Genomic DNA, 21964 nt, shown 5'->3' on the forward strand with positions numbered 1-21964 from the left:
CGCCCCCGGAATTCTCGGATAATGAAGGATATCGTCGATCGGTTCGAGATCGGCCCGTTGCTCCGGAGGCTGGATGACCGGGTCGGCCCGATGACCGGCCCCTTGGCGGGAGCATTTCCGGCTTTACAATAAAGGATAGATTGAAGTTTCTTCGGCCAGGAGTGCCCGTAAATCTTCCGCCTCGAAAATCGGGGGCGTGACCCGTTGGACCCCGCGCGGCGTACGGTGGATAGAGCGAGACGTTCAGAAGAGCCCCAGACCGGGATAGACCCGGTCGCCGTCGGAGTCGACCGCATGTATGAGCGCTTCACCGACCGTGCTCGCAAGGTGATGCAACTGGCCAATCAAGAGGCCCAGCGATTCAACCACGAGTACGTCGGAACCGAACACGTCTTGCTTGGATTGGTCAAGGAAGGCAGCGGAGTTGCCGCGAACGTATTGAAGAATCTCGACGTGGATCTGCGCAAGATCCGGGTCGAGGTCGAGAAGATCGTCCAATCGGGCCCGGATATGGTGACGATGGGGAAACTTCCCCAGACTCCCCGGGCCAAGAAGGTGATCGAGTACGCGATCGAGGAAGCCCGCAACCTGAATCATAATTACGTGGGGACCGAACACCTCCTGCTCGGACTTCTGCGAGAGCAGGAGGGCGTGGCCGCACAGGTGTTGATGAACCTCAATTTGAAGCTCGAAGAAGTGCGCGAGGAGGTGCTCAACTTGCTCGGTCACGGGATGGACGCTGGCGGCGGTGGGGGAAGTGAAGGGGGAGAGCGCGCCGCCTCAAAGGGAGGAAAGTCCAAGACCCCCGCCTTGGACTCTTTCGGTCGCGACCTGACCGACCTGGCCCGGCAAAGCAAGCTGGATCCGGTCATCGGCCGCCAGAATGAAATCGAGCGGGTCGTACAGATCCTCTCACGCCGCCAGAAGAATAATCCGGTTCTCCTCGGAGAAGCCGGGGTCGGCAAGACAGCGATCGTCGAGGGGCTGGCCCAGATGATCATCGAGGGGAACGTCCCCGAACTGCTCCGAGACCGCCGGATCGTCGTGCTCGACCTCGCCATGATGGTCGCCGGCACGAAGTATCGCGGCCAGTTCGAGGAGCGGATCAAGGCCGTCATGAACGAGGTCCGTCGGGCCAAGAACACCATCCTGTTCATCGACGAGCTTCATACGCTCGTCGGGGCCGGCGGGGCCGAAGGGGCGATCGACGCCTCCAACGTCCTCAAGCCCGCCCTGGCTCGCGGCGAGGTCCAGTGCATCGGCGCGACCACGCTCGACGAGTACCGGAAGTACATCGAGAAGGACGGGGCCCTCGAGCGACGATTTCAGACCATCGTGGTCGAGCCGCCCAGCAAGTCCGAAGCCCTGGAGATCCTCCGGGGGCTTCGCGACCGTTACGAGTCGCACCACCGGGTCCAGATCACCGACGAGGCGCTCGAAGCCGCCATCGAGATGTCCGATCGGTACATCACCGGTCGGTGCCTTCCCGACAAGGCGATCGACGTCATCGACGAGGCCGGAGCCCGAGTACGCCTCAAGGCCATGACCCGCCCGCCCGACCTGAAAGATCTCGACGACCAGATCGAACGGCTCAATCAGGACAAGGAAGAGGCCGTCGCCAATCAGGACTTCGAGCGGGCCGCGGCCCTCCGGGACCAGGCCGATAAGCTCAAGAAGAAAAAAGAGACCATCAACCGCGAGTGGCGCGAGCGCTCCAAGGAAGTTGATGGGACGGTCGATGAGGAGGTCGTCGCCGAGGTCGTCAGCAAGATGACCGGCGTACCGTTGACCCGACTGGAGGCCGAGGAGACGGCCCGACTGATCGCGATGGAGAAGGAGCTTCAGAAGAAGGTTATCTCCCAGTCCGAGGCGATCAAGCGGATCAGCCAGGCCGTCCGCCGAAGCCGGGCCGGCCTGAAAGACCCCAAGAAGCCGATCGGCTCGTTCGTCTTCGCCGGCCCGACCGGCGTCGGCAAGACCTTGCTCGCCAAGAGCCTGGCCGAGTTCATGTTCGGCAACGCCGACGCCCTGATCCAGATCGACATGTCCGAGTACATGGAGAAGCACAACGTCTCCCGGCTGATCGGGGCCCCTCCGGGCTACGTCGGCTACGAGGAGGGCGGTCAGCTCACCGAGAAGATCCGCCGACGTCCTTACGCGGTGCTCCTGCTCGACGAGATCGAGAAGGCCCACCCCGACGTCTACAACATGCTCCTCCAGATCATGGAAGAAGGCCGGCTGACCGACAGCTTCGGTCGGAACGTTGACTTCAAGAACACCATCATCATCATGACGACCAACGCCGGGGCCGAGACCGGCGCGACCAACACGTTCGGCTTCCCCGGGAGTCGCGACGATGCCAAGTCCTATGAGAAGATGAAGGAAGACTTCACCGGATCGATCCAGAAGTACTTCCGTCCCGAGTTCCTCAACCGGCTGGACGACATCATCGTCTTCCACAGCCTGAACCGAGATAACCTCAAGGAGATCATCGACATCGAGCTGTCGAAGGTCCGGGGCCGGCTCCGCGATCGCGGCCTGGAACTGCTACTCACGCCCGAGGCCGAGGAACTCCTGATCGACAAGGGCTTCAACCCCGAATATGGGGCCCGGCCGCTTCGCCGGTCGATCGAGAATTTGATCGAGGACCCGCTCTCGGAGGACATCCTGAGCGGCAAGTACAAGGGCAGCAGCACGATTGCCGTCCGGGCCGAGGGCGAAGGGAGCGAACGTCGACTCGTCTTCGAGCCTGTCCAGAAATCCGAGACCGAACTGACCGCTGTCGGTGGGGGTTCCGAACCCTCCGCCGGCAATCCGAAGTCCTGATCGAAACCGATCGAATGACCGACGGGCCGGGCGAGAGAATCCTCTCGCCCGGCCCGTCGGCTTTCGAAGGTTTGCCGGATCTTCAACGAGGCGGCTCGGGTCCGGTCCGTGCTGGAGCCGATCCCTTGTCAACGAGCCGCCCCCGAGCGTCATCGACGGACTGCCGGACGGGGTCGAGCCCAGCTTCGTCGGCGAGTCGGCCGGCCTTGTCGAGTCGTCCCATTGCCCGCTCTTTGTCCCCTGCCAGTCGGTCGGCGTCGGCCGTCAGGATCAGGATGCGGACCTGCTCGGGAAGATCATTGGGGAAGGCCTGGCGGACCAGTCCGACGGCCTCATCCAGGATCTCCGAGGCGGCTTTCCAGTCGCCCTTTCGGCCCTGGACCTGGGCCAGCCGAACTCGAGCCTCGACCTCGCGTTCGCGGTCGTCGGCATCTCGTGCTTTGTCTACTGCCTTCCGGGCCGTTTCTAGTGCCTCACCAACCCGACCGGAGTCCAGGAGCAAGCCCGCGATTGCGGTCAAGTCTTCGGCGAGAGATCCGCCGTCTTCGAGGTGTTCGTGCAGTTTGGCGGCTTCGAGGAATCGGGCCAGGGCCGGTTCGGGTCGCCCCAGGAGGATTAAGGTTGAACCGACCAGGGTCTCCATCCACGCGGCTTCCGCAGCTCGTCCCTGGTCTTCGAAAAGGATCTGGGCATCGGAGAACCGTTCCAACGCGAGTGAGGGATGATTTAATGAAGTCTCGACCTGGCCGGCGATCGCCCAGGCATTGGCCAATCGTTCCTTGTCGCCCAGTTCCCCCGCTAGTGCGATCGAGCGGGCGATATGGGATTGAGCGGCTTCGGCCTCACCTATTTCGATCAAGGCCCGGGTCATGACCAGCCGGGCGTCGGCTTCATGGTCGTGGTCGACAGCCTGCGTTAACAAGGGGAAGCAACGTTCGAGGCTTGCGATTCCATCTTCGATCCGACCTAATCGCATCTGACCCTTGGCGATCAGGAAGTCGTCGTACCCGGCGTATCCGGGATCTTCTCGCTTCAAGTCGAGGCCCCGGGCTTCCTTCCAGGAATCGATGGCCGACTCGTCGTCCCCCAACTCCGCCTGGCAGACGCCGATCGCCCGCAAGGCATAGGCTTCGTAACGAACATCGCCGAGAGCGGCCCGCGAGGCACGCTCGGCTCGATAGATCGCCATAGCGGGCTCCCATTCGCCCCGCTTGAAAAGCCGATCGGCCTCGGCCGCCTGACCCGCAGCCTCCGACTCGACCCGCTGCTTATCGAGGACCTGCGCGGGGAGAGGACCGTGATGGAACAGACCGACGAGAAGCGCCCCTCCGAAGATCACGACGCGGTGCATCGTGTTGCCTCCTGAAGTGGACCAAGGCGTAATTCAGGGGGTCGTACTGCTGGTCACCTCGGCCGGGTCGTGCACGATCGGCTCGTTGTCCGTTCCCTGACGGGCCTTGAACCGATGGATCAAGACCACGAACGCCGGTACAAGGATCGGTCGGACGATGAAGGTGTCCAGGAGAACTCCCAGGCCCAGGGCGAAGCCGAGTTCCTTCAGGGCGGTGAGGCTTCCGGTGATCATAGAGCCGAAGGTCCCGGCCATGATCAGACCACAGGAGCTGATGATTCCGCCGGTGTGCATCACCGCTTGCCGGGTCCCTTCGATCGGCCCATGTTTCTTCTCCTCCTCGATCACCCGAGCCATTAGGAAGATGTTGTAATCTTCTCCCACGGCCACGAGGATCACGAACAGGAAGAAGCTGACCTTCCAGTCGAGCCCCACCCAGGGGTCGGGACCGTCATGGATCGCCCGGAAGAATAGTTCGGTGATCCCGAGCGAGGCGAGGTACCCCAGGACGACGGTGGCGATCAAGTACAGGCAGATCCAGGGCCTCCGGAGTAGGAGGACGAGGATGACGTAGACGCCCAGCGTTACCAGCCAGTACATCCGCTGCTCGTCCTTGGTGGTCACCTCCTTGAGGTCGGCCACCATGGCGGTTGAACCCGATAGGCCTGTCGCTTTCAGGCCATCCAGTGGTCCACCGGGACGACTCGCTTCCTCGATCACTCGTCGGACTTCCTGGAGCGTTCTCAAACTGTCGGCGGAGAAGGGATCCGCCTTGAAAATCAGGTCGAGCCTGGTGATGTGATCCAGGTCGGCGGGATTGGCCGGGTCGGTCGAGACGTACCGAGGATCAACAAAGGGTCGCCGGACCATGTCGGCGATCCTTTCCTGAAAACTCTCCGGCGATACCCCGAGCGGCCTGGAAATCGATCGGACCTCGGAGACCCTGTCCAGGGCCGCCAGGCTCTTGCTCAGCTGCTCGATCGCGCCCCGGCCCTTATCGGAGCGGAAGTTGATCCCGGGGTGTTCGAACAGGACGGTCGTCGGGCCGAGTTCCCCGGCCGCGAAGTATTTTCGGACCAGCTTCGATCCGATGATGCTGGGCTGATCGGGGCTCAAGTCGGTGAGCTGGCTATAATTAGAAGTGGTCCGCGCCCCCAGGATGGCGAAAGGTATGAGCGCCGCGATGCTGACCGAGAGGATCAGGCCGGGCTTTCGGATGACAACCGAGGCAATCTTTCCCCAGGTGACCGAGAGAGGAATTTGGGCCAAACTCTCCTCGTCCGGGTCGCCACCCTTCTCATGGTGCGGCGGGACGAAAGGGAAGAAGACGGCGCCTCGGAGCCAGTGAAGGAGGACCGGTGCTAGCGTGAGGGCGGCCAGGAGGCCGATGGCCAGACTCAGGGCGATCGCCGGGCCGGTGTACTGGATCTTGGCGAAACTGGAGAACCAGAGCATCCCCAGGCCGACGATCACCGTACCCGCACTTGCGACCAGCGCCCCGCCGACCTGCTCGATCGCCTCGCGGAGCGCCTCGGGGCCGGATCGGCCTCGGGCCAGCTCTTCACGGTAGCGGGCGATCAGGAACAGGCAATAATCGGTCCCCGCGCCGAAGAGTACGACGATCACGAAGATATTGGTGATGTTGATCACCTGGAACTGAAGTCCCGGGATCAACGTCAGGGATGCAATCGCCTTGAGTGAGACCTGGACCGAGAGGGCGATCGTCAGGAGCGGCAGCAGCGCCAGTAAAGGGGACTTGTAGACGATCAGAAGGATCACGACCACCAGCAGGATCGTTGCCCAGGTCGTCTGGGATACGCTGGCAATCGCCGCCCGATTCATGTCGTGCCCGACAGCCGCCGATCCGGTCATCTCAAGTCTGAGCCCGACCGGAGGTTTCTCGAAGCCAGCCACCAAGACCTGGAGCCGGTCCATCGCGATCCGAGTCTGTTTGGCGATGTATGTCCCATTGAGCGAGACCAGGACCAGTGTCGCCTCACCTTTCCCGTCCGAAGATCCCCCGATCAGTCGAGGGCCGAGGATCGGCACTCGATAGTCGACTACCTGCTTGATCCCGATGCTCGGATCATCACGCTTGAGCTGGGTCAGGGCCTGAGAGAGGGCCACCACATGATTGTAGTCGGCTCGAGTCAACTTGCCGTCGGACCGCTCGGCGATCAAGACGGCTTGAGAACTGGCCGCATCCTTGGGAAACCCGCGATTCAAGAGCGACTGGCCGATGACGCTCGGATAGCCGGCGGGGAAGAAGTTGACATCATCATCCTTGGTCACCGATTCCCACTTCGGTGCAATAAGGAAGAGGATCGCCGTGACGACCACCCAACCTGCGATGATGATCCAGCCCCGGGTATTGACCAGCCTGGCGAGCGAATGAAACATTTGCGAGGTCGTATCCGTGAGACGGCCGGTCAGGGACAACTAAATGGGTTGGGGAACCTGGGAAGTTCTGGCGAAGAGGCCGGCTCGAAATATCGGTTCTATCGTCGCACATTAATGAAACGTTCGATCGAAGTCAAAGCGAATCGTTCCGTCGGAGCAGGGTGTGACCAGGGATTCTTGGGTTTCACGCCGCCCGGTTCCAGAATAGGTCCCACTGATCGGTCTGACGGCAGCAGATCAGGGCGGCCATGGCTCGGGCGTTCTTGTGCCGCCAGCGGGCCCCGCGAGCTTTCAGCCTCAGACCCAGGGTCTTCGCCGCACCCTCCACCACCCCGCTTCCGATCGCATCGCCGGACGCCAGGCGGCCCGCGTAGTCGAGCCGCGTCAGGTGGCCCAGGAAGTAGTTCAGCAGTCGCTCCAGGGCCCCCCGCCTCTTCGGTGTGTCCTCGCGTTCCAGTTCCTCGCCGATCAGCCGGCAAACTCCCGTCCAACCTTCCCTCAGCAGTAACTCACGGCCGTGCTCGTGGAACGTGGTCGCCTCGGCTGTCCCTTCGCCAAAGAGCCGCTTGCCGGCGAGGGCGATGTGCTGGCTGGCGTGGTAGATATCCAGGGTCTGGCGGCACCCGGTCAGGGCCCGGCCGGCCGCCTTCCAGATCCATGACGCCCCGTCCCCCAGCACGTGCAGCCGGGCCATCGCCGGCAGGCCCAGCCGCTTCAGCCGCGCGTGCCAGGACCGGCGGAATCGCCGGGATGCCGAGATGTCGGCCCACATCACTCGGGCGGTAGCCTTGGGCAAGACGCGCGACTCCCACTGCTGGGGGGTCGCCGGTTTGGCCGTCGGTCGCTTCTGGGCTACGGCGATCTTCAGGTCGCGCCAGCCCTTCTCACGGGTGTTGACCTTGCCGGCGTCGACGGCGAACTCCCAGCCACCTCCGGCCTTTCCGAAGCCCTCGGCCGAGGCGGTCTCGGTGCCCTGCCAACGCGCGATCCGGCTGGCCTGACGTTCGCAATAGACCCGCAGGGTCTCGGCCGCCGGCGAGACGCCGAGCAGCTCGAGCAGGTTCTCGCGGGCCCGCTCGAAGGACAGGTCGGCGGCACTACGGCAGGCCTTGCGTTGCAATCGAGGGCTGAGGCCGCCGTCGAGCCCGAGGACGGTATCGGCGTGATAGCCTCCCGGCACGCAAGGGCATCGCGAGCCCCACCAGTGCCGCCTCAAGGTGATCGCCCCCAGGCAGGTGAAGACCTCGCGCGTGGCGGTCCCGCGATTCTCGCGAACCTGTCCACAGGAACAGATCCTCAGGGGAGCCCCTTTTTCTCGGCGTGCTCGAGCCGAGCCCGGACGGCGCGTTGGAGGAGCCGACGCTGGTGCTCGCGACCCTGTTCGATGACGGCCTCCTCGCAGACGTCGAGGACCGAGCCATCGGGGGTGGTGGCGGCGAGATCCTTCATCTCGCCGACGAAGCCGGCGTAGCCGCGAATCAGATCCTCGTCCTCGGCCTCGATCTCCAGGGTGATCACCTTCCGTGTCATGGCGGAACTCCGGGTGTCGGGTTCAAGAAGTCCACCCAATTTGCCAGGACGGACGATTCACCACCAGAGAACTTGGTTACACCCGTCGGAGCATTTCGAGTCATTGCTCGCTTTTCGCCGTTACAATCCTTGCCGGGTGACGTAATATGATTGAGAAGTCACCCCGCACCGTCTTTGCGGGGAATCGAACCACTCCCTGGAAGGGCCGATTTCACCCGTGTCCGCCACATCAGTCCGTGAACTCACACGACTCTGGAATGGTCGCCTGGCTCATTATCGACGACACCGCAACGAAGAGCATCTCGAAGCGTTGACGACCGAAGCGCTTCGCTTCTCGGGCTTTCACCTTGAGAACGACCTCTCGTCCTCACCCTATTGGTCGAAGGCACCGCTCGCTCGACGGGTGGCGCTCTTGCTCTTCCTGATGGATCGTGGGGTCGTTGATCGCGTGATCCACGAGGGTCGAGTCGCCTTCGAAGCCCGGCCCGACGCTGCATCCTGGGCCGCTTCTCAGCCTTCGATGGCCTCCTATCTGGTTCCCACGCTGGAATTCATCGCAGCCCTTCAGCTCGACCCATCTCGACGTACCCGCTCTACGAATAACTGAGCTGAGCGTAGGCCCCCCTATTACCCACGATGCTTGCGTGGACACCCCACCGAGTTTCGACTCTTGGAGGTCCAGGATCCGGTTCGCGGCCTGGATCAATGCGGGGGCCAAGATCTTTTTCCGGAACGTCCAGCTCACCTCGCTTGATTCGAAGTGAGCCGGACGGACGGATATCAATCCTTCTCGACCCGACAGACAAAAACCTTGGCCTCGTGGATCGTCACGTTGGGATCGCCCACCAGCGCGGCCAAATCATTCACCACGTCGCCGGTCACGACCCCCTTGTATCCCCAGTGCCAGGGCATCCCGACGTGGTGGATCGGCTTTCCACCGATCAGGAATGGCCGAATCCGGCGAGTGACCAGGGTCTTGGCCCGGATCGCCGCCCGGGGAGTGATGACCTTCACCCAGTCGAGGTTGGTCACCTTCAGTTCCTCGGCGTGCTCGGGACTGATCTCGACGAAGAGCTCGGGCTGGAGCGCCGCGAGCCAGGGTAGCCAGCGGCTCATCGAGCCGCTCAGGTGGTGCTCGGTCAATCGATAGGTCGATAGAACTGCCGGGTATTCACCCGAACCGGGAGGGGCATAAGGATTTCCCGGGACACTGAAGACCTTGGCCACCGGGTTGCTGGATTGTCCGGGATAGACCAGATTGGCTACCGGCGACTCGTACGGTTCGTAGTGGGTCGGCAAAGGGCCGTCGACCGTGCCTGAGGGGGCGAAAAGCCATCCTTTTCCGTCGGACTTCATGATGAAGGGCGAGGCTCCATCATGGAAATCGAGGCCCTTACCGTCGGGCTGGCGGGGCGTCGTCGGGCCCTTATGCGCCGGAAAATCGGGGATGTCAAGCCCGACCCATCGACCTCGGATCTGCTGGTCCGGGTGGCTGGGATCGGGACCTTGCCAGTCCTCGTCCCAGTAGACGTACCCTCTCTCACCCTTCCCGTGGGCCTTGGCGAGTCGGGCCTCCTTGGGCCATGCGTTACCGAGAGGATCGGCCGAGGCTCGGTTGTACAGAATCCGACGATTGGCGGGCCAGGCGAACCCCCATCCGAGGGCGACCCAGTCGTCCCCTGCTCGGTTGGCGGCGAAGTTATGGCCCATCGGCTCCTGAGCCGTCGGGGCATACACGCCGGTGTAAATCCATGCCCCGCATGCGGTCGAACCATCGGCCTTCAGGTCGCCGAAACTTTTTAAGGGTCGTCCATCGGCCACCGTTGTCCCGTTGATCTCACGAAGCACCCGTCGCGCCGAGGGCTCGTCCTTGATTCGCCACTCCGCGTTTTCCTCGGGATCGATGTAGTCCCAGGTCAGGGCCTGGATCGGCCGATCGCGTTCGAGTGTGCTCTCGGCATAGAGCTTCTTGATCCGGAGGCCGAGATGGACCGTGAACCAGAGGTCGGAACGGGCGTCGACGGGCGGGTCGCAGGCCCGGTCGTGCCACTGGAGAAGACGCTGGGTGTTGGTGTAGGTACCGTCCATCTCGGCCGTCGCGGCGGCGGGGAGGACGAAGATCTCGGTGGCGATCGACTCCGGTTTTAGTTCACCGGAGTGGACCTCGGGGCTGTCTTTCCAGAAAGTCGCGGTTTCTGTCTCGTAGAGATCCTTGACCACCATCCAGTCGAGCTTGGCCAGGGCCTTCCGCTGATAGCCGGCATTCTGTCCGCCGACGGCGGGGTTCTGCCCCATCGCCATGAACCCCTTGATCTTTCCCTCCGCCATCGCGATGAACATCGGCATGTGCGAGTGGTCGCCGACGATCCTGGGGAGCCAGTCATAACCCCAATCATTATCCTTGGTCGCGGCCTCTCCATACCAGGCCTTGAGTAGGCTGACGATGAAGTTGGGCAGGTTCGCCCAATAGGAAGTGGGCGATATCTCCGTTTTGATGTAATCCGCCAGCGATTCGTGGGACTTCAAAGCGCTCGGGATGTTCAGATATCCGGGCAGGAGATTATAGAGCGTGGGGATATCGGTCGAGCCCTGGATCGACGCATGCCCCCGGAGCGCCAGGATTCCCCCACCAGGTCGGCCGATGTTACCCAAGAGGAGTTGGACGATCGTCGAGGCACGAATCATCTGGACGCCCGTGGTGTGCTGGGTCCAGCCGACCGCATAGCATATGACCGAAGTTCGATCTGGCCCAGAAGCCTCGGTGAGCGTCTCCGCGACTTTCAGGAATGCCTCGATGGGAGTTCCGCAAACGTCCGCGACCATTTCGGGCGTATAGCGGGCGTAGTGACGCCGGAGAATTTGGAAGACGCATCGCGGATCCTGGAGCGTCGGGTCGGTCCGAGGTGGACTGTTTACCTGGCCGGTTCGGACGCTGAAGGATTGAGTGTCGTCGTTCGCGGGCTTGGGCCGATTCGAGGGAAACTTCTCCTCGTTTGGCTGGTCGTAGCTCCAGGAGGTTGAATCGTATTGTCGATGTTCCGCATCGAAGCCGGAAAAGAGGCCGTCGAGGTCCTCGGTATCCTGGTACTTCTCGTTAATCAAGGTCGCTGCGTTGGTGTATTGGACGACGTATTCCTTGAAGTATTTTTCCTCTTCGAGGATGTACCGGATCATGCCACCCAGGAACACGATGTCGGTCCCCGCCCGGAGCGGCGCGTGGATGTCGGCCATGGCGGAGGTCCGCGTGAATCGGGGGTCTGCGTGGATCAGCTTGGCCCCATTCATCTTCGCTTGCATGACGAAGCGGAAGCTGACCGGGTGGCACTCGGCCATGTTCGATCCCATGATCAAGACGGCGTCGGCAAATCGGACGTCCATCTGGTTGGTCGTGGCGCCGCCTCGACCGAGCGAAGTGCCCAGACCGGGCACAGTCGAGCTATGTCAGATTCGGGCCTGATTTTCGAGCCAAATTAGCCCGAGGGCTCGCCAGAGTTTTAGCTGGACGTAATTCCACTCATTGTCCATCGTCGCTCCGCCGAGCGAAGCAATCGTCGAGCAGTGGTTGACCTTCTTGTCAACCAGCTTGCCATCCCGATCCGGCCCTTGCCACCGTTCCTGAAACGTGGCGTCGCGGGTCTTCTTCATCAGTTCCGCGATCCGATCCATGGCCCAATCGAGAGGTTTCTCGGTCCATTCCGTCGCATACGGAGCCCGGTATTTGACCCTGGTCATCCGGTTCGGGTTGACCGCGAGTTGAAAGGTGGCCGACCCCTTTGGGCAGAGCGTCCCCCGGCTGATCGGACTATCGGGGTTCCCTTCGATGTTGACGATCTGACCTTCGCGGACGCTGACGATCTGGCCACAGCCGACGGCGCAATAAGGACAAATGCTGGCGAACTCGCGAGCCCCCTTGAGCTTGGACTTCATTAGCCCCGCAGCGGCCCTCGCCGGCTGTAGGTCGAGTCCAAGCCCCGCCAGGGAACCGAGGGTCATCCCCGTCCCGCGGAAGAACTGACGGCGGTTAGTTGTGCTCGCATTCATGAGTTCATGCCCCGTCGCTCGCAGAAATGGCCCAATCTTGCTACGGACCTCCGGATGATTATCCAGCACGGGTGATACTGCTGCCAGATCCATCTGATACGGGCCGACCGCCGGCCAACTAGATCCCCAAAGAATCGCCGGGCAGGTTCAAAAACCTGCTTGTTATGGGATCCGACTTCCACAGTGCCCGAGACCTCGTTACAATCCTCTGTTCATTACGAGTCGGCCGAGCGAAGGACCACCGTGAGTGGTGGCGGTTACTTACTACCGCGAGCCGAGCAGGGGCTCCGAGGATTTCGATGATCATCGTTCTGAAGCCGAATTCGACCCCGGATGTCATCGGGCATGTGCTCCAACGAATCGAGGAGCTGGGCTTCACCCCCCACCTGAGCCAGGGGGTTGCACGGACGATCATCGGTGTCATCGGTGATGAGGACCGGCTCCAGGCCGAACCGCTCCGGGCGATCGAAGGGGTCGAGCAAGTGATGCCGATCCTCAAACCGTTCAAGTTGGCTAGCCGCGAATTCCATACCGAGGATTCGGTCTTCGATATCAAAGGTGTACGGATCGGTGGGGGTCATCTGATGATGATCGCCGGTCCATGCGCCATCGAGAGCGAGGAGCGTCTCGTCGAGATCGCCGAGAAGGTCAAGGACGCCGGTGCCAACGTCCTGAGGGGCGGTGCCTTCAAGCCGAGGACCAGCCCCTATAGCTTCCAGGGCATGGGCGAGGAAGGCTTGAAGGTCCTCAAGTCCACCGGGGAACGGTTCGGGATGCCGGTCGTGACCGAGGTCATGGATCCTCGGCAGGTGGACCTGGTGGTCCGCTATGCCGATATCATTCAGATCGGCGCCCGGAACATGCAGAACTTCGACCTCCTCAAGGAAGTCGGCCGGACGCGGACCCCGGTCCTCCTCAAGCGAGGGATGTCGGCGACGGTCAAGGATCTCCTGATGTCGGCCGAGTACGTTTTGGCTCAGGGTAACAAAAAGGTGATCCTTTGTGAGCGAGGGGTCCGGAGCTTCGAGGATTCGACGCGCAACATGCTCGATCTATCGATCGTCCCCAACGCCAAGGGGCAGAGCCATCTGCCGATCATCGTCGATCCGAGCCACGCGACCGGCCGGCCCGACCTCATCCCGGCCATGGCCCGAGCCAGCGTGGCCGCCGGGGCCGATGGGGTTCATATCGAAGTGCATTCCTGCCCCGAGAAAGCCCTGTCCGACGGTCCCCAGGCCCTGCTCCCGGCCCAGTATGCCAAGCTGATGGACGAACTCCGGCAACTGGCCGAGGTCCTGGGCAAGACGATCGACGCCTCCGAAGGAGTTTCCGTCTGATGCGGACCCTGTTCATCGCGGGCAACTGGAAGATGAATCCGGCAACCTCCGAGGCCGCCCTGGCTTTGGCCGAAGCGGTCAAGGCGGGAGTCGGGCAGTCGGTCGAGGTCCGGGTCGCGATCTGTCCCCCGAGCATCTACCTCCAACGGATCGATCCAGTCCTGGCCGGCTCGCCGATCGGGCTCGGCGCTCAGAATATGCACGCCAAGGCCGACGGGGCTTTTACCGGCGAGATCTCGGGCGCGATGCTCGTCGATGCCGGTTGCACCCACGTCATCCTGGGACATAGCGAGCGTCGGCACGGCGAAGGGGAAACCGACGATGCGGTCAATGGCAAGCTCAAGGCCGCCCTCGCCGCCCAGTTGATCCCGATCGTATGCATTGGCGAGACCCGGCTCGAACGCGAGTCCGATCTGACCGAAGACGTGGTCGCCCGACAACTCGAACATTCCCTGGCCGGGTTGACCCCGGAGCAGATGGGGGGAGTGGTCCTGGCCTACGAGCCGGTCTGGGCGATCGGGACGGGCCTGACCGCCACGCCCCACCAGGCCCAGGCGGTCCACGCCTTCATCCGTCGCCAGCTCGAATCGAAGTTCGGCGAGGCGACCGCGAGCCGGGTCGTTGTCCAGTATGGTGGTAGCGTCAAGCCTGAGAACGCCGCAGAACTGCTCGCTTGTCCCGATATCGATGGTGCCCTCGTCGGCGGTGCCAGCCTGAAGCCGGCCGACTTCCTCGGTATCATCCACGCCGGGCGGGATGTGGCCGCAAAGGGCAAGGGCTGACCGGAACTCTGAATCCCCTGACTCCAGATTCTTGATTTCAGATTTCAGATCGTCGGACGCCGCGACCGGGTCTGGAATCTGAAATGGGAGATCTGAAATCGTGACACAAGGACCCCGACCGTGCAGTTCCTCAACGTCCTGCTACAACTCGTGCTGGCGTTCACGTCCGTCTTCCTGATCTGCCTGGTTCTGATCCAGCGCGGCAAGGGGGGTGGCCTGGCCGGCGCCTTCGGCGGGGCCGGGGGTTCGAGTGCCTTCGGGACCAAGGCCGGCGACATCTTCACCCGAGTCACCATGATCGTCGCGGGAGTCTGGATTTCGATCGCGATGCTCCTGGTGGTTCTCTCGAATCGCCGGACTTCTGCCTACGGCGATGCCCCCGCAGCGAAGTCGACCTTCACGCCCAGTCCGTCTGCGGATGGTAAATCGAAGCTGCCCATCGAGAGCCTGGACAAGAGCCTGGGATTGCCCCCTACCACCGACAGCTCCAAGGTCGATCCACCGGGCCAGGTTTCTGGCACATCGCCCATCGCGCCCAACACGCCGCTCAAACCTATCACCCCCCCGTCGAAGCCCTGATCGACCAAGAGGCGACGCGCCGTGCTTTTGAGCATGACCGGTTTTGGCGAAGCTCGGCTCCAGGATGAGCGGTGGTCGGTGAGCGTCGAAGTTCGGGCGGTGAACAATCGCCACCTCAAGCTCAACGCCAAACTCAGCGACCCCTACGGCGCCCTGGAGCCCGATCTGGAACGGCTGGTCCGGGAGACCCTCCGTCGGGGCACCGTACAGCTCTCGATTCGGGTCGAGCGACCCAAGCGGGCCGAAGACTACCGGCTCAACCGGGTCGCCCTGGCAAGCTATCGGGCCCAGTTGCTGGAGATCCTCGACTCTACCGGAAGCCCATCCGAGGTTTCGAGCCCGAGTCTGGACCTGACCGCACTCCTCTCACTCCCCGGGATCGTCGAGGAGCGTCGCACCGCGACCGAAGATCCTCACGAGGATTGGCCCGTCCTATCCGCCATCGTCACCGAAGCCCTGGGTAAACTCCAGCAGGCTCGGGCCGAGGAAGGCCGGGCCATGGCCGAGGAACTCCTTCGCCTCGGTCGTGAGCTATCCGGTAATCTGGAGAAGGTCGCCGGTCGAGGGCCGGAAGTTGTTTCGTCCTTCCAAAAACGATTGACCGAACGGGTCCAGTCCCTCCTGGCCGGTCAAGGAGTTTCGGTCGAGCCGAAAGACCTCATCCGCGAGGTTTCCATCTTCGCCGAGCGGGCCGACATCGCCGAGGAAGTCATCCGGCTTCGAGCCCACCTGAAGCAGTACGCCGAGGTGATCGGAGAGCCCGAGAGTTCGGGGCGGAAACTGGAATTTGTCGTCCAGGAGATGGGCCGGGAGACCAACACGATCGGCTCCAAGGCCAATGACGTCGAAATTAGTCGGTTGGTGGTCGATATGAAGGGTCTCCTGGAAAAGATCCGCGAGTTGATCCAGAACGTGGAGTGAACAGAACTTGGAGCCCGAGGTTTCGCCGACCCTGATCGATCGATGGAAGGACCTTCCCGGGAAGCTGATCGTCCTGTCGGGGGCGTCCGGCTCGGGCAAGAGTACGCTTGTAGAGCGTCTCCTGAAGAGAGAAGGGCTCCGACTCAAGGTCTCGGTATCGGCCACGACCCGATCGCCTCGTCCCGGCGAGTTGAACGAAGTCAGTTACTATTTCCTGACGCGGGACGAGTTTGAGCTCGGGCGCGACCGGGGGGAATTCCTGGAATGGGCCGAGGTCCATGGTCATCTCTATGGAACCCCGACCGGACCGGTCCTGGCCTCGTTGATCGACGGGATTTGCGTCATCTTGGTGATCGACGTTCAGGGGGCAATGCTGGTCCGTCGGCAGGTGCCCGATTCGGTACTGATCTTCGTCCATGCCCCCAGCCCCGATCAACTGGAGGCCCGCCTCCGTGCTCGGGGGACTGACGATGATGCCACCATCGCGCGTCGGCTGGAAAATTCCCGGAACGAGATCGCCCAGGCCAACTATTACGACTACCAAATTACCAACGACGACCTGGAACGGGCCGTCGAACAACTCGCCGCCATCTTGACCCGGATCCATTGCGGAGGCTGATTTCTGATGCTCGAAGAATTGAAGGAAGAGCACATCGTCAACAAGGTCGGCGGCCGGTTCAAGCTTTCCACGCTGATCCAGAAGCGGATGATCGCGCTGAACCAGGGCTCCCGACCTTTGGTCGACGCCCGAGGGCTCGACAAGATGTCGATCGTGATCCAGGAGATCATGCAAGATAAGATCTTCCTCGACATGTCGGGCAACTTGCACCTCCTCGAGGCGACTGAAGAGGAAGAAGGCGGGACGGTCGACCTGACCCAACCGTCGGAATAACCACGACCGGCACCTGCTCGGGCCGGGATCACCCGGGATCGTGCAAGTCGAACCGCCGCCTCGGTCGATCCAACAGGGTCGAGCCGGTGCCGGCGGGGGATCGTCGGTTGTCGAGGTGCGTCGTCCAAGGCGCCCGGCTCGCCCGGTTCGCCGAGGATTCCGATGTTCGATCGCCGACGATGGGCCGGCCATTGCCGGGCCGCAGCCCTCCTGTTTGCCGTCGTATTCCTGACCTTCAGCCTGGTTGGTTACGATCCGGCCGACTCTCCGGGCCAAGCCGCCGAACCCGCCAACGACCCGCCGGCCAATCCTTGCGGACCAGCGGGGGCGGTCCTGGCGCACGTCCTGTTCGCCTCGGTCGGTTGGGCATCGTATCTGGTCCTCTACGGCCTTGCGGTCGCGGATCTCATGGCCTTCCGGCGTCGTAAGGTGGCCGATCCCGCCCTCCGCCTCGCCGGACTGGCGGCCATGGTCCTGGTCGCTTCGGCCTTAGTTCAGAAATTTCAACCGGATCGCCAGCCCTCTCCGGCCGTGGGCAGTGGAGGGTATGTCGGGGCCGCCGCGGCCGCCTTCCTCGAAGGCCAGTTTGGCCTGGCGGGAATGCTCCTCATCCTGGTCGCCCTCGGTCTGATCGGCCTGATCTTGAGTCAGGAAGTCCTGATCGCCTGGCCGATTCGCGAGGCCTGGTCCTTGATCCGACCCCGGGGACATGGCGTCGCTTCGACGCAGGGCTACGCAGGTTCTCCCGGATCGGCCCTGATGATTGCCGAATCTCCCGGGTTCGATGTTCCTCCTCCCCGGCTCGTGCCCCCGGTTCATCGGGCCATCCCGCCGCGTGCTCCGTCCTCGCTCGGTCTCACCTCGGCTGCTCCCCCCAAGGTGAGTGTCCCGGCCCCGATGCCCATGGGTGTGCCAGCGATTCCGTTGGATGGACAATTCGCCCTGCCACCCTTCGAGTTGCTCGAACAGTCGAACTCGGCGCCGGTCCAGGAACATCAGGCCAAGGTTCACGCTCGAGCGCTCCTGCTGGAGAAGACGCTCCTCGAATTCGGATGCCAGGTCCGGGTGGTCCAGATTGATACCGGTCCGGTGATCACCCAGTTTGAGATCGAACTCGAAGCCGGTCTTCGCGTGGCCAAGATCAACAGCGTGGCCAACGACCTGGCCATTGCCCTTGCGGTCCAGAGCGTCCGGATCGTCTCGCCGATCCCGAACAAGACCACCGTCGGGATCGAGGTTCCCAACGAGCGTCGGACGATGGTCCGGCTCAGCGAGGTGATTCAGGGCGTTGGTTCGCACCTGGGCAAGTTCCGGATACCCCTATTCCTGGGCAAGGATGTGAAGGGGAACCCGCTGGCCTTCGACCTGGCCGACATGCCACACCTTCTGATAGCCGGCCGGACCGGTACCGGCAAGTCGGTCTGCCTGAACGCGATGATCCTTTCGATCTTGATGACCCGGACCCCCGACGAGGTCAAGCTGATCCTGATCGATCCGAAGATCGTCGAGTTGACGCAGTTCCGGCGGATCCCGCACCTGATGAACCCGGTCGTCACCGACATGAAGAAGGCCGAGGCACTCCTGGCCTGGGCCTGCGACAAGATGGACGAACGGTATGGGTATCTGGCGCGAGCCGGGGTCCGGAATATCGCCTCCTATAACCAGCTCGGCGAGGAGGAACTTTATAATCGGGTTCGTCCCGAGGACGACGAGGAGTGGCAGCGTCTGCCCAAGTCGATGCATTCGATCGTGATCATCATCGACGAAATGGGCGACCTGGTCGCGCAGGTGGGCAAGGAAGTCGAGACCCAGATAGTCCGGCTCGCCCAGAAGGCTCGGGCCGCGGGCATCCACTTGATCCTCGCAACTCAGAAGCCGACGGTCGATGTCATCACCGGCCTCATCAAGAGTAACCTTCCTGCTCGGATCGCCTTCCAGGTGACCAACCGCAACGACTCGCGGGTCGTCCTGGACGAGATGGGGGCGGAAAAGCTCCTGAGCCACGGTGATATGCTGTTTCTCGTGCCCGGGACTTCCCACCTGGTCCGGGCCCAGGGGACCTATGCCTCGGACCAGGATGTCAATCAGGTTTGCGAGTACCTGGCCCAGTTCCCCCAGCACTTCAGCCGAGAGCTAACCCAGCTCCAGGTCGGAGGTCCCGGCAAGGATCGATCGTCGCTCAAGGAGAGGGACGAGCTTTACGAGACCGCCATCGACGTGATTATCCGGGAAGGTCGGGGGTCGACTTCGCTCCTCCAGCGAGCCCTGGGGATCGGCTATGGCCGGGCAGCACGGCTCATCGATTACATGTGCGAGGATGGGATCGTCAGCGAGCACAAGAGCGGTTCGGCCCGAGATGTCCTGTACACTCTGGAGGAGTGGGAGGCCCTCAAGAGTGGCGATGCACAAGGGGAAGCGGCCTGACCTTCGGACGGTTAGTCAACGATCGAAAGCACTTCACGGACGATCTTAGACTTCTTGACCGAGCTTCGCATTCTGCCGATAGGATTCGCTGGTCATGTAAGTGGGCTCCGGGATCTTTTGCATCGCCAGATCCCTGAGCGAGCCCAGGCGGGCGAGGTCCGGCCAGACCAATCGGACCAGGATGACGATCAGGATTGTGCCAATGCCGCCACCAACGACCGATCTGATCGGGCCGAAGAAGTGGGCCGTCATCCCCGACTCGAACCCACCCAGCTCATTCGAACAACCGATGAAGATCGAGTTGACCGCTGCGACCCGGCCTCGCATCGATTCGGGAGTCAGACTCTGAACCAGCGTCGAACGGACTACCACGCTGATGTTGTCGAGGGCTCCGGTCATCATGAGCAGGAGAAACGACAAATACGGATTCCTCGAAATCCCGAAGGCGATGGTTGCCGCCCCGAATCCGGCCACAGCCCAGAGCAGGGCCGGCCCGGCTCGAGGGAGCGGCGGCCGATGAGCTAGGGTCAGGGCCATCATCGCCGCGCCGATCGACGGCGCCGCCCGGAGCCAGCCTAGTCCGACCGGGCCAACTTGGAGTATATCCTTGGCGAAGATCGGAAGGAGGGCGACGGCCCCCCCCAGGAGGACGGCGAAAAGGTCGAGCGTGATCGTCGCCAGGATCAGCTTGGACTGTCGGACAAACCGGAGGCCGCCCAGCATCGAGCCGAATGAGGCGGGGCCTTCCAGCCGCTCGATCTGCCTGGGGCGAATCGTCGTGATCAACGCCAGGACCCCGATCGAGAGGGCGAGATCGAAGAGATAGACCTCGGTGGCACCTCCAGACTGGGCGATGAACAGGCCCGCCAGCGAAGGTCCCACCACCGAGGCCACTTGCCAGCCGCTGCTGTTCCACGTCACCGCGCCACCGACCAGGTGATCGGGCACGAGCTGGCGGAGTATCGACCAGCGGGCGGGCATGCTGACTGCATGGGCGATCCCGGCCACGACCAACGCGGCATAGATCAAGGGGACCGGCCCTCGCCAGTACGAGAGGGCGGCCAGGACCATCGAGGCGATCGCCATCAACCCCTGCGAGAGGAGAATCATCCCCTTCCGGCTATGGCGGTCGGCGGCGTGCCCGGCCGGGAGCGCCAGTAGGATGACCGGAAGGACCATCGCCAGGCCCACCAGTCCCAGGGCCGTGGCCGATCTCGTCCGCTCATAAAGCTCCCAACCGACGGCCACAACCTGCATCTCGGCCCCGGCCGAGGCGAAGATTCCGGCGATCAAAAAGCGGCGGTAGTCGACCAGCCGGAGAGCTGCATAAGGATCATGAGCGGTCTTCGGGGTGGGGTCTTCGGGGGCGTCCATGAAGGCTCGTCAGGGCAGGCTTGGAATTATCGGTGGATGTTGTTCTCCAATCATAGGGAAGGGTCAACCGCGATGAGCTCTTTGGGGAGCGGGATCACGGCCCGGTCGAAGCGTGCCCCGCCGACTCATCATTCGATCCGAGCCGGAGATTGGCTCCTCTCTCATAGGAAGAGCCAAATGCGTGAGATCAAGTCACGGGCGTCTTGATGTAACCGGAGTCGGCCGGGGCTTGATAGTCCAGAGTGGCCAGTTCGGGAGTTTCAATTCGCTTGCCGCCCTGGACCCGGCTTTCGAGGAGGGCGTCGAGAGCTCCTCCGGTCAGGACAGTCCGGGTCACGGGGTAGGGGGGGCTACTGGTCCGGAAGAAGTCTTCGATCCGGAGGACGAGCGGGTCGAAGAAGCGGGCACCGGGAGGAGCGGGTAGATACAGGAGCGTTGAAACGACCGGGTCTTCCGCCCGGTCGATCCGTGCGGCGACCGAGGTGTCGTCGACCTGACCGTTGAGGATCAGGACGGTCCCTCGGAATCCATCAGCGTATTCGACGAGGAATGCGATGGGAGTGCTGAGGAATGATGGCCGGTTTGGTGGCGGGACGAAATCGCGAGTGTTGTCCTGGGGAGCACCCGGGTTGCAGGTGTGGCTTTTCGAGAGCGCGGCCTTCATCAAATCTTCCGACCAGAGACCTCGCTTCGAGGCGTCCCAGACGGCGTCCCCTTCGAGACAGGTGACGGCGACAATCCCCTGTGGTTTCCCCTCCCGATTGCGCCGCTCGACCATGCACTGGAGCGATTCGAGGGCATGGAAGCCGAAGATCTCGATCTCTCCTCGAGAGACGACCAGGGCTTCTTTCCAGTCCAGGCCCAGCGGAACTTCCAGATTCGGCAGTCGCCAGGTGACCGGAAGACTGGATCCGGCCATCAGGGGAATTCGGAGCTTGCCTGCTGTCTCGATCATCCGTCGGGCCTCGGCCCGGTCGTAGGAGAGATGCTTGTCGATGAAGACGGGGACGCTTCTACCCGAACTTCCGAAAACGTCCGCGACTTCCTTGAAGAATCGGGCGCGTGGGTAGAGCTTCTGGAGTTTCTCATTGAAGGGATATTCGCCGTGTTCGGCGATCAAGAGGACCCCGTCGACGGCCAGTTTGCCGGTCCCCAGAGTCAGGGCGTCGGCGATCGTCGGGCTGTTCCTCACCTCATGCTTGGCGGCCTTGGCCCGGCCCAGGTCATTGGAAGGAGTTTGCTCGATGAAGAGACTGGCGATCTCGAAGTCGGGGTGGTGCAAGCCTTTGCCGTCGTGAGCGTCGAACCCGTCCAGGAACCGACCGACGATGTGGTAGGCGTGTGAGAGGTAATGGTAGGCGGTCGTAACGGCGGCTATCCTGGGCTTGGGACCGAACGGTGGATCGACCTGAGCCCTCGACACTTCTGGCCTGTTGGCGATCAGGCTGCTGGCTGCCAGGGCTCCGGCTGTCCCCAGGAAATCTCTCCTCGAAGGTCCGGTCATGAG

The 21964-nt window shown here is 62.6% G+C and carries 16 protein-coding genes; 9 read left to right on the plus strand and 7 right to left on the minus strand.

Features of this window, described 5'->3' with window-relative positions:
- Positions 1–294: 294 nt before the first annotated feature.
- Positions 295–2826: an ATP-dependent Clp protease ATP-binding subunit gene (locus P12x_RS06470; protein WP_435010074.1), complete on the plus strand. Its 2532-nt coding sequence runs from the start codon at positions 295–297 to the stop codon at positions 2824–2826.
- Between the two features lie 82 nt (positions 2827–2908).
- Here P12x_RS06470 and P12x_RS06475 read toward each other — a convergent pair whose 3' ends face one another.
- The 4 genes from P12x_RS06475 to P12x_RS06490 all read right to left on the minus strand — a co-directional run bounded on the left by P12x_RS06475 (position 2909) and on the right by P12x_RS06490 (position 8107).
- Positions 2909–4177, minus strand: coding sequence for a hypothetical protein (locus P12x_RS06475; protein WP_435010075.1), 1269 nt, complete (start codon positions 4175–4177; stop codon positions 2909–2911).
- A gap of 33 nt (positions 4178–4210) precedes the next feature.
- Positions 4211–6577 carry an MMPL family transporter gene (locus P12x_RS06480; RefSeq protein WP_435010076.1) on the minus strand — a complete coding sequence of 789 codons (2367 nt, stop codon included), beginning with the start codon at positions 6575–6577 and terminating at the stop codon, positions 4211–4213.
- A 184-nt stretch (positions 6578–6761) separates the two neighbouring features.
- Positions 6762–7757 carry a hypothetical protein gene (locus tag P12x_RS06485; RefSeq protein ID WP_435006121.1) on the minus strand — a complete coding sequence of 332 codons (996 nt, stop codon included), beginning with the start codon at positions 7755–7757 and terminating at the stop codon, positions 6762–6764.
- Positions 7758–7873: 116 nt separating this feature from the next.
- Positions 7874–8107, minus strand: a complete 234-nt coding sequence (locus P12x_RS06490; protein ID WP_435006120.1) for a hypothetical protein — start codon at positions 8105–8107, stop codon at positions 7874–7876.
- A gap of 217 nt (positions 8108–8324) precedes the next feature.
- On the opposite strand from P12x_RS06490, the gene P12x_RS06495 reads away from it, so the two are divergent.
- Positions 8325–8714 carry a hypothetical protein gene (locus P12x_RS06495; RefSeq protein WP_435010077.1) on the plus strand — a complete coding sequence of 130 codons (390 nt, stop codon included), beginning with the start codon at positions 8325–8327 and terminating at the stop codon, positions 8712–8714.
- A gap of 173 nt (positions 8715–8887) precedes the next feature.
- Here P12x_RS06495 and fdh read toward each other — a convergent pair whose 3' ends face one another.
- A complete protein-coding gene (fdh, locus tag P12x_RS06500) occupies positions 8888–12148 on the minus strand; it encodes a formate dehydrogenase (RefSeq protein ID WP_435010078.1) in 3261 nt (1086 codons plus the stop codon).
- Between the two features lie 299 nt (positions 12149–12447).
- Between fdh and aroF the strand changes: the two genes are divergently transcribed.
- The 7 genes from aroF to P12x_RS06535 all read left to right on the plus strand — a co-directional run bounded on the left by aroF (position 12448) and on the right by P12x_RS06535 (position 19083).
- Positions 12448–13485 (plus strand): 3-deoxy-7-phosphoheptulonate synthase, encoded by a 1038-nt coding sequence (aroF, locus tag P12x_RS06505; protein ID WP_435010079.1) that lies wholly within the window; start codon positions 12448–12450, stop codon positions 13483–13485.
- Complete coding sequence (tpiA, locus tag P12x_RS06510) at positions 13485–14267, plus strand: triose-phosphate isomerase (RefSeq protein WP_435010080.1); 783 nt, start codon at positions 13485–13487, stop codon at positions 14265–14267. Before aroF ends, tpiA begins: the two co-directional genes overlap by 1 nt.
- Positions 14268–14387: 120 nt before the next feature.
- On the plus strand, positions 14388–14846 hold the full coding sequence (gene secG, locus P12x_RS06515) for a preprotein translocase subunit SecG (protein WP_435010081.1): 459 nt from the start codon (positions 14388–14390) through the stop codon (positions 14844–14846).
- Between the two features lie 33 nt (positions 14847–14879).
- Positions 14880–15767, plus strand: a complete 888-nt coding sequence (locus P12x_RS06520) for a YicC/YloC family endoribonuclease (protein ID WP_435011637.1) — start codon at positions 14880–14882, stop codon at positions 15765–15767.
- Positions 15768–15774: 7 nt separating this feature from the next.
- Positions 15775–16386, plus strand: coding sequence for a guanylate kinase (gmk, locus tag P12x_RS06525; protein ID WP_435010082.1), 612 nt, complete (start codon positions 15775–15777; stop codon positions 16384–16386).
- A gap of 6 nt (positions 16387–16392) precedes the next feature.
- Positions 16393–16659, plus strand: coding sequence for a DNA-directed RNA polymerase subunit omega (locus tag P12x_RS06530; protein ID WP_435010083.1), 267 nt, complete (start codon positions 16393–16395; stop codon positions 16657–16659).
- Positions 16660–16821: 162 nt separating this feature from the next.
- On the plus strand, positions 16822–19083 hold the full coding sequence (locus P12x_RS06535; protein ID WP_435010084.1) for a DNA translocase FtsK: 2262 nt from the start codon (positions 16822–16824) through the stop codon (positions 19081–19083).
- Positions 19084–19128: 45 nt separating this feature from the next.
- Here P12x_RS06535 and P12x_RS06540 read toward each other — a convergent pair whose 3' ends face one another.
- The gene (locus P12x_RS06540; protein ID WP_435010085.1) at positions 19129–20457 is read right to left on the minus strand and encodes an MFS transporter; all 1329 of its coding nucleotides are present in this window, start codon (positions 20455–20457) and stop codon (positions 19129–19131) included.
- 187 nt (positions 20458–20644) lie between these two features.
- Complete coding sequence (locus P12x_RS06545; protein WP_435010086.1) at positions 20645–21961, minus strand: twin-arginine translocation signal domain-containing protein; 1317 nt, start codon at positions 21959–21961, stop codon at positions 20645–20647.
- Positions 21962–21964 lie beyond the last annotated feature (3 nt).

This window comes from Tundrisphaera lichenicola, assembly GCF_051175385.1.
In the GTDB taxonomy this organism is placed as follows: Bacteria; Planctomycetota; Planctomycetia; order Isosphaerales; family Isosphaeraceae; genus Tundrisphaera; species Tundrisphaera lichenicola.